Raw genomic sequence first — 14,051 nt, forward strand, 5'->3', positions numbered from 1 at the left:
CGCAGGGAGTGTCGCTTGTACGCGGCCGGTTGGAAAGCTGTGGCGCTCCGATCGCTGTCCGATGTTAAGAACCTCACGTCGGGGGAGGATCCGGGCCCATGGGATCAACGATCCGGGGCCCGGTGCAGCTCACCCGGAGGCGCCACCCGTGAAGTTCCACTCGGCGAGGCGCAGCGGGGGCGTGCTCCACCAGGCGCCGGCGGTCCGGTCCGGTTGGCGGAGCGCGACCCGACCCGTCCCCAGCACCGCCCCAGGCGCCAGCGCCCGGGGGTACGCCTGGGTGAAGCGAAGGTCCCGGACCGCGCGGGTGACCACGCCGTCCTCGATCAGCCAGACCCCGTTGCGGGTCAGCCCGGTCACCGTGAGGGCCTTCGGGTCGAGCACCCGCGTGTACCAGAGGTCGCTCACCAGCAGCCCCCGCCCGACCCCCGCCACCAGGGCGGCCGTGTCCGGGTCGACCACCGGCCCGGACACCGTGCCCGTCGGTGCCGGCCCCTGCGCCGGCAGCAGCCGGACGGTGTGCGGGAACGGGCCGAAGGTGGGCGATTCGAGGGACCCGTGCCCGGTCGAGGCGGCACCGGTGGCGGCGGCTGTACGCCGATCGTGCACCACCGCGTCGGTCCTGCCGGCGGTCACCAGGGGCAGCGCGCGACGGGCGGTCCCCTCGGTGTCCACCGGCAGCCCGGAGGCGGCGAGCGGGTCGTCGACCAGGGACACCGTCCGGTCGAACTGGGCCGCGCCCGGCTCGGCGAAGGACTTCCGCTCGGCGTACGCCTTGCCGTTGAAGCCGTACATGGCGAGGTTCGACAGCAGGTCGGCGACGGCGGCCGGCTCGAAGACCACTTCGTACCGCCCCGGCGGCAACTCGACCGGGTCGACACCGGAGCGGGCCTTCGCCGCCGCCCGCGCCCCGAGGAGCGCGCCGTCCAGGTCACCCAGCCGGTCGGCGGCGAGCCGGGCCATCCCGTCGACCCCGCCGGTCCGCGCGATGCCGTCCATGGCGGCCTCGGCCATCCGCCCCCACGCGGTGTGCCCGGCGGTGTTGGCGAACGCGGCGGCATGGTGGGAGGTACGGCAGTAGCCGGCCGTCTCCAGCCCACCGGCCGCGTCGACGAAGGCGCGGACCCGGGCGGCCCGCTCGTCGGGCTCGGCATGGGCGGTGGCCTCGTCGGGCGTCGGGGCGGCCGGTGCCGGGGCGGGCGGGGCCAGCCCCGGCCAGCCCGGGTCCGGCGGGCCGAGCCGGGCCGCGACCAGGGTCCGCTCGACCAGCTCACGGAGCCCGTCCGGGCTGGCCAGGCTGCCGCTGCCGGTGGCCGTACGCCCGTCGGCGTGCAGCCGCAACCGTATCGACACCGTCGACTCGGCGACGTTCTGGTGGATGAACGAGTTGGCGAACCGGGTCAGCGCCGCGTCCGACCGGGTCACCGTCACCTCGGCCTGCGCGCCCGCGCCGGCGAGCCGGCCCACCAGCTCCACCACCTGCCCGGCGATCTCCTGCTCGCTCACGCTGCGGCCCTTTCGTTCGCGACTGCGGGACTCGCTCGCTGCGCTCGCTCATTCCTCGCGCTCACGCGGTCACCCCCACCCGGACGTTGCGGAAACGGGCCGGGGCGGCCGGGTGGCCGGTGTGCCCGACCTGCCCCGGCTGGCCCTTGCCGCAGTTGGGCGTGCCCCAGGGGACGATCTCGGAGGAGAGCATGTCCATCGAACGCCAGAAGACCGGCCCGATCCCGGTGTAGGTCGGGTTGCGCAGCATCCGGCCGCGCCGGCCCTTCTTGACCTCCCACCCGATCTCGCAGCCGAACTGGAAGTTGAGGCGTTTGTCGTCGATGGACCAGGAACGGTTGATGTCCATCAGCACCCCGTCGTCGGTCGCCTCGACGATCTCCTCCAGGGTGTGCGGTCCCGGCTCCAGGCCGACGTTGGTCATTCGCACCATCGGCAGCCGGGCCCAACCGTCGGCACGGACGCTGCCGCCGTAGCCCAGACCGGCGACGGCAGCCGAGTCCCGGCCGGCCAGCACCCCCACCCAACGGCCGGCGCGGACCGCGTCCCGGCGGACCGCCGGGGAGCCCTCGTCGTCGAAGCCGAAACTGCCCAGCGCGCCCGGGATGGTCGGGTCGATCGTGACGTTCATCAGCTCGGAGCCGTAGCGCAGCGAGCCGAGCTGGCGCAGGTCCAGCCAGGAGGTGCCGGCGAAGGCGGCCTCCCAGCCGAGGATCCGGTCCAGCTCGATGGCGTGCCCGACCGACTCGTGGATCTGCAACGCGAGCTGCTCGCCGCCGAGGATCAGGTCGGTCTCGCCGGCCGGGCAGAGCGGGGCGGTGAGCAGGGCCCGGGACTCCTCGGCCATCCGGGCGGCGTTGCCCACCAGGTCGAGCGAGTCGACCAGCTCCCAGCCGGTGGTGCCGTACTGGCCCCGGTAGCTCGGCCAGGACCGGCGCTGGGTCTCGCCGTCGCCGATCGAGGTGGCCGAGATGCCCGCCCCGCACTCACGGATGTGCTGGTCGATGCGGTGCCCCTCGCTGGAGACGAACCACTTGCTGGTGTCCCAGACCTGGTAGAGCCCCTCGGCGAGATCCGCCCCGTGCTCGGCCATCGTGGCGGTCGCGGCGACCAGCAGGTCGCCCTTGCCGCTGAGCGGCACGCCGAGCGGGTCGACCTCACAGGGGGAGGACCAGGAGGCGGTGGTGGGCGTCGACGGCACCAGCTCGACCGGTGGGCCGGGCACCCGGGCGCTCGCCGCGGCGATCCGGGCGGCGCGGTGTCCGGCGTCGCGGGCGGCGGCGTCGGCCAGGTCGGGGACGGCGTAGAAGCCCCAACTCGACCCGACCAGCGCGCGCACCCCGAGCCCGAGGTCGGAGTCCTGGGTCAGCTCCTCGATCTCGCCGTTGCGGGCCGACATGGACTCGTAGCGGCGGTGCATCACCCGGACGTCGGCATACCGCGCACCGGCGTCGAGCGCGGCCTGCACGGCGAGCGTCGCCGCGTCGAACTCGGTCATGGACTCGACCCTAGGCGAGCCCGCCGACACTTGTCAGTCCAGCAACGCCTCCGGCCGGATCGTCACGTGCACCGGCTCGGTCAGCTTCAGCACCCCACCCGGGCCGGCGGTCGAGTGCTCCACGTAGTGGCCGTCCTGTAGTCGGTACAACTGGGCGACGAGGGTCTTCTGCTCGACCAGCAGATACCACTCGATCCCGGCGGCTGCGTAGTAGTGCATCTTCAGCACCTTGTCCGTGGCGGCGTTGCCAGGCGAGATGATCTCGCAGACCAGTCGTACGTCGCCCGCGTCGACGTAGGGGTCGTCGAGGTCGATCGGATCGGTGACGACGAGGTCCGGAATCGAAATGCGGTCCGGGCGGAGCCGGACGTTCACCCCTTCCAGCACGCGCAGTCCGGCCTCGCGGACCGGTCGGCGCAGGGCGGCGCGGAGTTCACCGGAGATGTTCTGGTGTTGGGGCGTGGGGGCTGGGGTCACGTGGAGGCTCCCGTCGAAGAGTTCGACGCGGTGGTGCGTCTCGCCGAGGGCGAGGTACTCCTCCTCCGTCCACGGTCCGTGGTGGTCGAACAGCGCTGCGATCATGGTCACCTCCATCTCGATCCGGCGGGAATCCTCTCGTGATCGCCTGCCCCATCGTCGCACCTCGGGTGCGACGAGCTGGGCTCATCGGCCACCACGTCGGGCGGTCAGTCGCCGTCGACCGGGAGCGGCATCATCGCCGGGAGTTCTCGGCGGGACCGGCAGCCGAGCTTGCGCAGCACGCTGGCGACATGGCTCTCGACCGTACGCCGGGACAGGAACAGCTCCTCGGCGATCTCCTGGTTCGTCCGCCCGTTCGCCGCCAGCAACGCCACCTCGCGTTCCCGGGACGACAGCACCCGGCCGTGGGACGGGCGTCCACCGCGCCACGGGTACGGGATGGCCACGCCGTTGCTCCGCATGGTCCGGCAGATCCGCGCGATGTCCCGGTCCGCGCCGAGTTCCCCGTAGGAGCGCAACGCGTCCTCCAGGATGCGCCCGCCGTCGGCGGCTCCCCGTTCGCAGCGCCAGCGTCCGAGGCGCTCGCGGGCCGTGGCCTCCTGGTAGCGCAGCCCGGCCTCGCCCAGCCTGGTGTGCGCCGCGACGAGGAGCCGATCGGCCTGCTGCTGGGCATCACGTGCGCGGAGCAGGACAGCCCGCGCGCTGAGCAGGGCCGCCTGGGCGAGTGGCGCGTCGGCGTCGCCGATCCCGGCGCCCAGCTCGTCCACGAGTGGGCCCGCCTCGTCGGTCCGGCCCACGGCGTCGAGGGCGTCCGTCAGGCACAGCACCGACTCGGCCCCCCACACCCAGTTCCCCTTGGCGCGTACGTCGGCGAGCGCGGCGGTGGCGGCCGAGGCCGCGCCCTCGGCGTCGCCCAGCGTCAGCAACAGCCGGGACAGCGTGGTCCGGGCGGAGATCAGCGGCCAGACGGCACCGACCCGCTCGGTGACCGCGACCACGTCACCCAGGCTCGCGGTGGCCTCCTCGGCCGGGCCGGTGGCCGCCAGCAACGCGCCGTGCAGCAACCGGATGTCGAAGGAGGCGGCGGCGAAGTGGGACGCCGTGCCGTGGGACGGCTGCGGGAGGGCCGGGTGGAAGCCGCTCAGTCGGCGGAGGCGGTCAGTCAGCCCCTTCCAGCGTCCGAGGGCGTGGTCGACGGCGGCGGCCACGAGTTCGACGACCTCCGCCAGGCGGAGGTACTCAGCCTGGTCGGCGGTCCGGCGTCCTTCGGCCAGCAGGGTCTCCGCACGCCGTAGCTGCCCGATGTGGAGGGCGCCCTGTGCCCAGTTGAGGCAGGCGCGGGCGTGTTCCCGTGGCGCGGACCGGAGGGCGTCGTCCCGCAGCAGCTCGTCGATCAGCCGCCAGCTCGCCGGGTCGCCCTGTTCGAGCAGGAGCGAGGCCCGCGCGATGCGGACCGCGACGTGGACGCCCCGCTCGCCGCTGCGCCGTGCGGCCTCCTCGGCCTGGTCGCACCGGACGGCGTGCTCACTGAAGTGCCGGTCCACCACGGTCTCCGGCGCGGCGAGCGCGGCGAGCGCCCGACCGAGCAGTCCGGGCCGGTCGGCCAGGTCGGGGACGGCCTGTTCGATCTGGAGGTAGCCCGCCCGGGCCGCGCCGTGCTGGCGCAGCAGGCGTCCGAGGGCGAAGCGCAGCTCGCCGCGCAGGCCGGCGGGGAGCGGTTCGGTCGCCAGGAGGCGTTCGAGGATCGGTACGGCCTGCGTCTGTGCCAGCCCGTCGACCGCCGCCTTGCCGAGCTTGACGGCCAGCCTGACCCGCACCTCACCGGCCGGCTCGCCGAGCTGGAGCGCCTGCAACAGGAACCGCGCCGCCGTGGCGTCGTTGCCGTGCGCGAGGGCGGTGTCCGCCGCCGCCTCCGCGTTCGCCACGAACTCGGCGGCGCTCCCGGCGAGCCGGAAATGGTGGGCGAGCTGGGCCAGCGGTTTCGGCCCGCCCGCCGACTGGAGGGCCCGCGCGGTCTTCAGGTGCAGCCAGCGCCGGCTGGACGTGGCCACCGACTCGTACACGATCTGCCAGGCCAACCGGTGCCGGAACCGGCATCCGCCGTCGTGCTCGTGCAGCAGGCCGGCCGCCTGCGCCTGCGCCAGGGCCTCGGCGATCTCCGCCGGGCCGCGACCGGTGACCTCCGCGAGGATCCCCTCGTCGGGGGTCATGCCGACGACGGCGGCAGCCCGGAGGATCTCCTGTGCCCCGTGGTCGAGCGAGGAGAGGCGCTGGAGCAGCACGTCCCGCAGCACCGTCGGCACGGCGAGGTCGGCGAGCACGTCGGGCCGGCCGGGGATCTCGCCGGCGGGCAGGTGCTCCGGGAGGGTGCGGAGCACCTCCTCCACCACGAAGGGGATGCCACCGGTCTTCTCGTACAGCGAGGTGGCGAAGGCCGCCGGCACGTCCGTCCGCAGGATGCTGCTCGCGAGCTGCTCCACCTCGGGCGGGCGCAGCGGGGCGAGGCGGATCGACCGCGCCGGCCCGGACGGTGCGCGGGCGAAGGCCTCCCGGACCGGCAGCGGCCCGGCCCCGCTGCGGACGGTGAGGATCACCGAGAGTTCCCTCGGCTGGTACGTGGCCAGGAAGGCGAGGAAGTCCTGGGTGCCGCCGTCGGCCCAGTGCACGTCCTCCAGGACGAGGACCAGCGGGCTCAGGTGGTCGAGCAGCGCGATGGCCGCCCGGAACACCCGGTGCCGCTCCGCCAGTTGGTCGGAGAGCGCGGGCAGGGGCGCGGGCAGGTGCTCGGCGACCTCGGGGAGAAGCGGCGCGAGCGCCCCGACCACCGGGTTGCCCGGCGGGGACAGGGCGAGGTCGGGGCCGGCGAGACGGAAGGCGTCGAGCAGGGGGGAGAGCGGCAGGGGCTCCTGGAGCAGCTCGCACTGGCCGACCAGGCGGCGCACACCGGCCAGGTCGGGGGTGGCGAGGAGCTCTCCCACCAGGCGGCTCTTGCCGACCCCCGCCTCGCCCTCGACCAGGACGAGGGACGGCGGGGCGGCGACGGCCGCGCGCAGCGTGGCCAACTCGGCCCGGCGGCCGACGAGCACCGCCGACCGGGAGTCCGACCGGGCGACGTGCGGCGGTCCCAAGGGCATCCGGCCACCCCCCTCTGCCCGCGTCAACCCGATTCACCTGCGGGTTCAGGGTACTGAGTCTTCTGTTACCGGTCTCCACACCGACAGGTCAAAAATCGGTATCCGGTACGGAAGCCCGGTCCGGCCCGCCGTCACTAGCGTCGACCGCCACATGCACGAGCGCGGTAAGGGGCGGGGATGGATCTGAGACAGCGACGATTGACGGCGGCGACGGCGGTGGCCGCGTTGACGCTGGCCGGGGGCGTGTGGCACGGCCCGGCCGCGTGGGCCGCCCCGGAGAAGGGCCGTACGGACGAGCGGAAGACCTACCTCGTGCAGATGGCGCTGGACCCGGTCGCGACGTACGACGGGAAGGTGGCCGGGCTGGCCGCCACGAAGCCGCAGCGCGGCCAGAAGATCGACCCGGGTTCCGCCCCGGTGAAGAAGTACGCCGACCACCTGCGGGGCCGGCACGACAAGGCGCTCGGCAAGGTGGGCGGCGGCCGGAAGCTCTACGAGTACGTCTACACCTACGACGGGTTCGCCGCGGAGCTGACCGACTCCCAGGTCGCCCGGCTGCGGACGATGCCCGACGTCGTCTCGGTGACCGAGGACCGGAAGGTGTCGACGCAGACGTCCTCGACGCCGTCCTTCCTCGGCCTGGACGCGCGCGGGGGCCTCTGGGACCAGCTCGGCGGCGTCAAGGGGCGGGGCAAGAGCACGGGCGTGGGTGACGGCATCGTCATCGGCGTGATCGACAGCGGCATCTGGCCGACCAGCGGGAGCTTCGCCGACACCGACGGCCGGGGCCGGCCGTTCCCGCCGGTCCGGGGCTTCGAGGGCAGCTGCCAGGGGACGGCCCCCGACGGCTCCTGGGACCGCACGATGTGCAACGGGAAAGTGGTCGCGGCGCGGCACTTCGCCGGCGGATGGGGCGGCGACGACGCGGTGAAGCAGGAGCTGCCGTGGGAGTTCCTGTCGCCGCGTGACTACAACGGCCACGGCACGCACACCGCCGCCACGGCCGCGGGCAACCACGGCGTCGCCGCGACCGGGGCGGCGCAGATGTTCGGGACGGTCAGCGGGGTGGCGCCGGGAGCCCGGATCGCCGCCTACAAGGCGCTCTGGTCGACCCGGGACGGATCGACCGCCAGCGGCTTCAACTCCGACCTGGTCGCGGCGATCGACCAGGCGGTGGCGGACGGCGTGGACGTCATCAACTACTCGGTCTCCGGGACCTCCACGGACTTCCTCGACCCGGCGGAGATGGCGTTCCTGGCCGCCGCGCAGGCGGGCATCTTCGTGGCGGCCTCGGCGGGGAACGACGGACCGGCCACCGCCACCGTGGCGCATCCGTCCCCATGGGTGACCACGGTCGCGGCCGGCACCCACAACCGCACCGGACAGGCGTCGGTGACGCTCGGCAACGGCGCTGTGTACACCGGGGCCTCGCTGGCGTCGGCGCCGGTCGGTCCTGCGCCCCTCGTCGACGCCACCGCGGCAGCGCTTCCCGGCGCCGACCCGGTGGCCGTGGCACAGTGCCGGGCGGCCAGCGACAACGACGGCAAGGCGGTGCTCGACCCGGCGAAGGTCAAGGGCCGGATCGTGCTCTGTGACCGGGGCGGGAACGCCCGGGGCAACAAGAGTCTCGCCGTCGCCCAGGCGGGCGGCGTCGGCGTGGTCCTGACCAACGTGGACCCGAACTCGCTCAACGCCGACCTGCACGCGGTGCCCACCGTGCACCTCGCAGACTCGGACCGGCAGGCCGTGAAGACCTACGCCGCCAGCGACGGCGCGACGGCGTCGATCGGCCAGGCGACGCTCCGGTACGACGCCCCGGCTCCGTACGTCGCCGAGTTCTCCTCGCGCGGGCCGCTGTACGCCGGCGGCGGCAACCTGCTCAAGCCGGACCTGATCGCCCCCGGACAGGACATCCTGGCGGCCACCGCGCCACCCGCCGCCAACGGGGCCGAGTTCGGCATCATGAGCGGCACCTCGATGTCGGCCCCGCACGTCGCCGGGCTCGCGGCACTGTTGAAGGACCTCCACCCGGACTGGTCGCCGATGGCGATCAAGTCGGCGCTGATGACGAGCGGTTCCGACGTCCGGGACGGGCCCAACACCGACCCGTCCGTGATCTTCAAGCAGGGGGCGGGGCACGTCACCCCGACCAGCGCCACCGACCCCGGCCTGGTCTACGACAGCGGTGCCGAGGACTGGCTCGCCTTCCTCTGCGGCACGACCGACGGCGTCTCCACCGAGACCTGCGACGGGCTCGCCAAGTCGGGCCGGTCCCTCGACCCGAGTGACCTGAACGTGCCCTCGATCTCGGTCGGCCGGCTGTCCGGCACCCGTACGGTGACCCGCGAGGTGACGAACGTCGGCCGCTCGACCGCCACCTACACCCCCGCCATCTCGGGGCTGGACGGGGTCACGGCCACCGTCAGCCCGGAGCGGCTCACGCTGAAGTCGGGGCAGACGAAGTCCTTCACGGTCACGTTCACCCGCACCAGCGCGCCGCTGGGCACCTTCCAGGGTGGCCAGCTGACCTGGTCCGACGGTCGGCACCGGGTGCGCGTCCCGGTGGTGGTGCGTCCGGTGCCCGAGACCTGGGCGGCCAGCTACGGGGCCCAGGGCCTGGACGACATCGCGCAGCACGTCGCCCTGGACCCGAAGGGCAAGCGCCTCTACGTGGTCGGCGCGAGCAACCAGGCGCTCTGGGGTATGCCCAGTCCGCGCCTGGTCGCCGTCGCCTACGACCCGGCCACCGGGGCCCGGCTGTGGAGCGCGAGTTACGCCGGACCCGCCGCCACGTACGACGAGCCGACGGCGATCGAGGTGAGCCCGGACGGTTCCAAGCTCTTCGTCACCGGGGTGAGCGAGGCGCAGGGGTCGGGCAGTGACGTCGTCACCCTCGCCTACGACACCGCCACCGGGCGGCAGCTCTGGGAGGCGCGGTACACCGGCACGGAGGCGAACGGCGCGGACACCGGGAACGCGATCTCGGTCAGCCCGGACGGGAAGAGCGTCTACGTGACCGGATACACGACGCTGGCCGGCAACGAGCTGGACTACCTGACGATCGCGTACCACGCCGACAGTGGCGAACGGAAGTGGCTGACCACCTACGACGGGCCGGGGCCCTTCGCCGACGACGCCAGGGCGATCGGGGTGAGCCCGGACGGCACCAAGGTCTTCGTCACCGGCCAGACCAGCGGCGTGGACACGGGTCTGACCGACTGGGGCACCGTGGCGTTCGACGCCGGCACCGGCGCGCAGCTCTGGACGGCCCTGCACAACGGCACGTCGAACGCCATCGACATCCCGAGCAAGGTCGTGGCGTCCCCCGCCGCGGTCCTCGTCACCGGGAGCAGCGGCACCACGGACACGGGCAACGACCTCGTCACCATCGCCTACGACCCGGCCACCGGCAGGGAGCTCTGGACGGACCGCTACGACGGTCCGGGGCACGGCACGGACACCCCCCGCGCGCTCGCGCTCACCCCGGACGGCCGCCAGCTGTTCGTGACCGGTGACAGCGAGGGCGAGGGGACGAAGGCCGACTTCGTCACGCTCGCCTACGACACCGCCACCGGGAAGCGGTCGTGGGTGCAGCGCCACAACGGGCAGATCGACGGCGTGGACGCCGCCTGGGACCTGGCGGTGACCCCGGACGGGAGCCGGGTCGTCGTCACCGGCGGCAGCGCCGACCGCGAGACCGGTGGTGCGGGCTCCGTGATGGTCGACGACGACTACCTGACGATCGCGTACGACACCGCGAGCGGGAAGGTGACGTGGACCGGCCGGTACGACGGCATGCCCGGCGGCGGCGCCGACAACGCGTACGGGGTCGTCGTGGACAGCACTCCGGACGCCGGGGTCCGGATCTTCGTGACCGGGTCGAGCGTGACCGGCGGGGTGCTGCCCTGGGAGCCGGAGATCGACTTCACCACGGTGGCCTACGTCGACCCCTGGCGGAAGCCGTGACCCTGGCGTGACTCCCGGTCGTCCGGCCGGGTGCGCCACGAGGTGATCTTTCCAACTGCGAACGGGCTGTGCTGGCAGGCTGCTGCCGGCGCAGCCCGTTCGGCGTAAGCGTCGGCGGGACCGCCGAGGGGGAGCCGCTCGGCCTCGCGTCGTGGGTCGTCCGGGGGGCGATGCCGACTCGTTACGGGATCGACCGCTGACAGGACGGCTGCTTGTAGCTTATTTTCACCCTCTGGGAACCGCTGCAAGTTCTCTTCGTCAACCAGGGGGGCGGTCGGTCGTGAAGAGACCCGAGTCGATGCCGGCCGAGGAGCCGGGCGACCGCCGCGACGCGCCCCGGCAGCGTACCGCGAGCGGGCCGTATCTGCGGGTCACCGACCTGCGGGTGCGGTTCGACACCGAGGACGGCGTGGTGCGGGCGGTCGACGGGGTGTCGTTCGCGGTGGAGCGCGGTCGGACCCTCGGCATCGTGGGGGAGTCCGGGTCGGGCAAGAGCGTGACCTCCCTGGCCGTCCTGGGCCTGCACGACCCGCGCCGGACCACCGTCTCCGGAGAGATCGAGGTCGGCGGACGGCAGGTGGTGGGCCTGCCCGAGGCGGAGGTCCGCCGGATGCGCGGCCGGGACGTGGCGATGATCTTCCAGGACCCGCTGTCCGCGCTGCACCCGTTCTACCCGGTCGGCCGGCAGATCGCCGAGGCGTACCGGGTGCACCATCCCCGGGTGGGCCGCCGTGCCGCGTGGACCCGGGCGGTGGAGATGCTGGACCGGGTCGGGATCCCGCAGCCGGGGCGGCGGGCCGAGCAGTACCCGCACGAGTTCTCCGGCGGGATGCGGCAGCGGGCGATGATCGCGATGGCGCTGGTCAACGACCCGCAGCTGCTGATCGCCGACGAGCCGACCACCGCCCTGGACGTGACGGTGCAGGCGCAGATCCTGGACCTGCTCGCCGACCTCCAGCAGGAGTTCGGCTCGGCGATCGTGCTGATCACCCACGATCTCGGCGTGGTCAGCCAGGTGGCGGACGAGGTGCTGGTGATGTACGGGGGCCGGGCGGTGGAGTACGGCAGCGTGACGGAGGTGCTGCGCTCGCCGGCGCACCCGTACACCTGGGGGTTGCTCGGCAGCGTGCCGTCCCTGCACGGCGACGCGGACGCGGACCTCCGGCCGATCGCCGGCAACCCGCCCAGCCTGATCGCCCTGCCGTCGGGCTGCGCGTTCCACCCCCGGTGCCGGTGGGCGGACCGGACCGACGGCCGGTCCCGCACGGAGGTGCCGGAGCTGGTGCCGGTGGACGAGTCGGGGCACCGGGTGGCGTGCCACCTGTCGGCGACCGAGCGGGCGCGGATCTGGGCCGACGAGGCCGAGCGCGTGGGGGTGGCGCGATGAGCACCCCGACGAACGGCACGACGACCGGCCCGGCCAGCGCGCCGACGAGCAGCCCGGGCGAGCCGCTGCTGAGCGTGACCGGGCTGACCAAGCACTTCCCGGTACGGGAGGGCCTGCGCCGCTCGGGCGTGGTGCGGGCGGTCGACGGCGTGGACTTCGACGTCGAGGCGGGGCAGACCCTGGGCCTGGTGGGGGAGTCCGGGTGCGGGAAGACCACCACCGGCCGGATGCTGGTGCGCCTGATGGAGCCCACCGCCGGCAGCGTCACCTTCGCCGGACAGGAGATCACCCGCGCGCGGGGCCGCGACCTGCGCCGACTGCGCCAGGACCTTCAGATCATCTTCCAGGACCCGTACGCGTCGCTGAACCCCCGGCACACCGTGGGACGGATCGTGGCGATGCCGCTGGAGGTCAACGGGATCAAGCCGCCCGGCGGGGTCCGGAACCGGGTGCGGGAGCTGCTGGAACTGGTCGGGCTCAACCCGGAGCACTACAACCGGTACCCGCACGAGTTCTCCGGCGGCCAGCGGCAGCGCATCGGCATCGCCCGCGCGCTCGCCCTGGAACCGAAGCTGATCGTGGCCGACGAGCCGGTCTCGGCGCTGGACGTCTCGATCCAGGCGCAGGTGGTCAACCTGCTGCGGCGGCTGCAACGCGACCTGGGGCTGGCGTTCGTGTTCATCGCCCACGACCTGGCCGTGGTGCGGCACTTCAGCCAGCGGGTCGCGGTGATGTACCTCGGCAGGATCGTGGAGATCGGCGACCGGGACGACATCTACCAGCGCCCGCAGCACCCCTACACCCGGGCGTTGCTGTCGGCCGTGCCGGACGTGAGCGGTCAGGGGGCGGAGGGTCGGATCCGCCTCGCCGGGGACGTGCCCACGCCGCTGGACCCGCCGTCGGGCTGCCGGTTCCGGACCCGCTGCTGGAAGGCGACCGACCGGTGCGCCACCGAGATCCCCGCCCTCGTGCCTAGGGCGGGCGGCCGGCAGGCCACCGCCTGCCACCACCCCGAGACCGGGCCGCTGGCGTCGACCGGCGACGCGGTGGCCGTACCGAATGAGGTGTCGCGATGAGCCTGTCCCCGGTGGAGGGTGAGGTCCGGGCGGAGATCGCCCCGGCGACCGACGGCGACGGCGTCGCGAAGCGCGAGGTCGTCGGTCGGTCCCCCGGCCAGCTCGCCTGGGCGCGGCTGCGCCGTGACCGCACGGCGGTGGTCAGCGGCGCGGTGCTGCTGGTGCTGATGGTGATCGCGCTCGCCGCTCCGCTGATCTCGAAGCTGTACGGGGTCGGCCCGAACGAGCAGTTCCAGGAGCTGCTGGACGGCAACGGCATGCCGCTGGGCTACGTCGGCGGGGTCAGTGGCGACCACTGGTTCGGGCTGGAGCCCCGGCTCGGCCGGGACATCTTCATCCGGATGGTGTACGGGCTGCGCACCTCGCTCTTCATCGCGTTCGCCGCCGCCGTGGTGACCACGACGATCGGCGTGATCACCGGCATCCTCGCCGGCTACCTGGGCGGGATGGTCGACACGGTGATCAGCTGGATCACCGACGTGGCGCTGGCCCTGCCGTTCCTGATCTTCGCGCTGGCCGTGGTGCCGACCGTGGCGCTGCGCTTCTACGGGCCGCGCGAGGAGGTGCCCGCCTGGTTCCAGGTGGCCGTGCTGATCGGCGTCTTCGCCGCGTTCAGCTGGACCAGCACCGCCCGGCTGGTCCGGGGTCAGGTCGTCTCGCTGCGCGAGCGGGAGTTCGTGGAGGCGGCCCGGGCCAGTGGCGCGGGACTGGGGCACATGGTGTTCCGGCAGCTCCTGCCGAACCTCTGGGCGCCGATCCTGGTGGCGTTCTCGCTGGCCGTGCCGCAGTACATCACCGGTGAGGCGGCGCTGTCCTTCCTCGGCATCGGCATCCTGGAGCCCACCGCCGACTTCGGTCGGATGATCTTCCAGAGCATCCCGTACCTCCAGACCGACCCGGCCTACGTCTTCTTCCCGGGCATCACGATCTTCGCGCTGGTGCTCGCGTTCAACCTGTTCGGTGACTCGCTGCGCGACGCGCTCGACCCGAAGTCGTCCCGGTAG

Annotated in this window: 8 protein-coding genes; 4 read left to right on the forward strand and 4 right to left on the reverse strand. The window is 73.4% G+C overall.

Going from position 1 to position 14,051, the window contains the following annotated elements:
* Positions 1-129: 129 nt before the first annotated feature.
* The 4 genes from GA0070618_RS14990 to GA0070618_RS15005 all read right to left on the reverse strand — a co-directional run bounded on the left by GA0070618_RS14990 (position 130) and on the right by GA0070618_RS15005 (position 6,618).
* Positions 130-1,506, reverse strand: a complete 1,377-nt coding sequence (locus tag GA0070618_RS14990; protein WP_231931745.1) for a metallopeptidase TldD-related protein — start codon at positions 1,504-1,506, stop codon at positions 130-132.
* Between the two features lie 61 nt (positions 1,507-1,567).
* A complete protein-coding gene (locus GA0070618_RS14995) occupies positions 1,568-3,004 on the reverse strand; it encodes a TldD/PmbA family protein (protein ID WP_088982186.1) in 1,437 nt (478 codons plus the stop codon).
* 33 nt (positions 3,005-3,037) lie between these two features.
* Positions 3,038-3,586: a Uma2 family endonuclease gene (locus GA0070618_RS15000; protein WP_088985540.1), complete on the reverse strand. Its 549-nt coding sequence runs from the start codon at positions 3,584-3,586 to the stop codon at positions 3,038-3,040.
* A gap of 104 nt (positions 3,587-3,690) precedes the next feature.
* Positions 3,691-6,618, reverse strand: a complete 2,928-nt coding sequence (locus GA0070618_RS15005; protein WP_088982187.1) for a helix-turn-helix transcriptional regulator — start codon at positions 6,616-6,618, stop codon at positions 3,691-3,693.
* A 177-nt stretch (positions 6,619-6,795) separates the two neighbouring features.
* On the opposite strand from GA0070618_RS15005, the gene GA0070618_RS15010 reads away from it, so the two are divergent.
* From GA0070618_RS15010 to GA0070618_RS15025, 4 genes are all read left to right on the forward strand, one after another.
* The gene (locus tag GA0070618_RS15010; protein WP_088982188.1) at positions 6,796-10,584 is read left to right on the forward strand and encodes a S8 family serine peptidase; all 3,789 of its coding nucleotides are present in this window, start codon (positions 6,796-6,798) and stop codon (positions 10,582-10,584) included.
* A 298-nt stretch (positions 10,585-10,882) separates the two neighbouring features.
* A complete protein-coding gene (locus GA0070618_RS15015) occupies positions 10,883-11,971 on the forward strand; it encodes an ABC transporter ATP-binding protein (RefSeq protein WP_088982189.1) in 1,089 nt (362 codons plus the stop codon).
* Complete coding sequence (locus tag GA0070618_RS15020) at positions 11,968-13,047, forward strand: ABC transporter ATP-binding protein (RefSeq protein WP_088982190.1); 1,080 nt, start codon at positions 11,968-11,970, stop codon at positions 13,045-13,047. Before GA0070618_RS15015 ends, GA0070618_RS15020 begins: the two co-directional genes overlap by 4 nt.
* Complete coding sequence (locus GA0070618_RS15025) at positions 13,044-14,051, forward strand: ABC transporter permease (RefSeq protein ID WP_088982191.1); 1,008 nt, start codon at positions 13,044-13,046, stop codon at positions 14,049-14,051. The genes GA0070618_RS15020 and GA0070618_RS15025 overlap by 4 nt, the downstream gene beginning before the upstream one ends.

It is taken from the genome of Micromonospora echinospora, from assembly GCF_900091495.1.
Taxonomy (GTDB): Bacteria; Actinomycetota; Actinomycetes; order Mycobacteriales; family Micromonosporaceae; genus Micromonospora; species Micromonospora echinospora.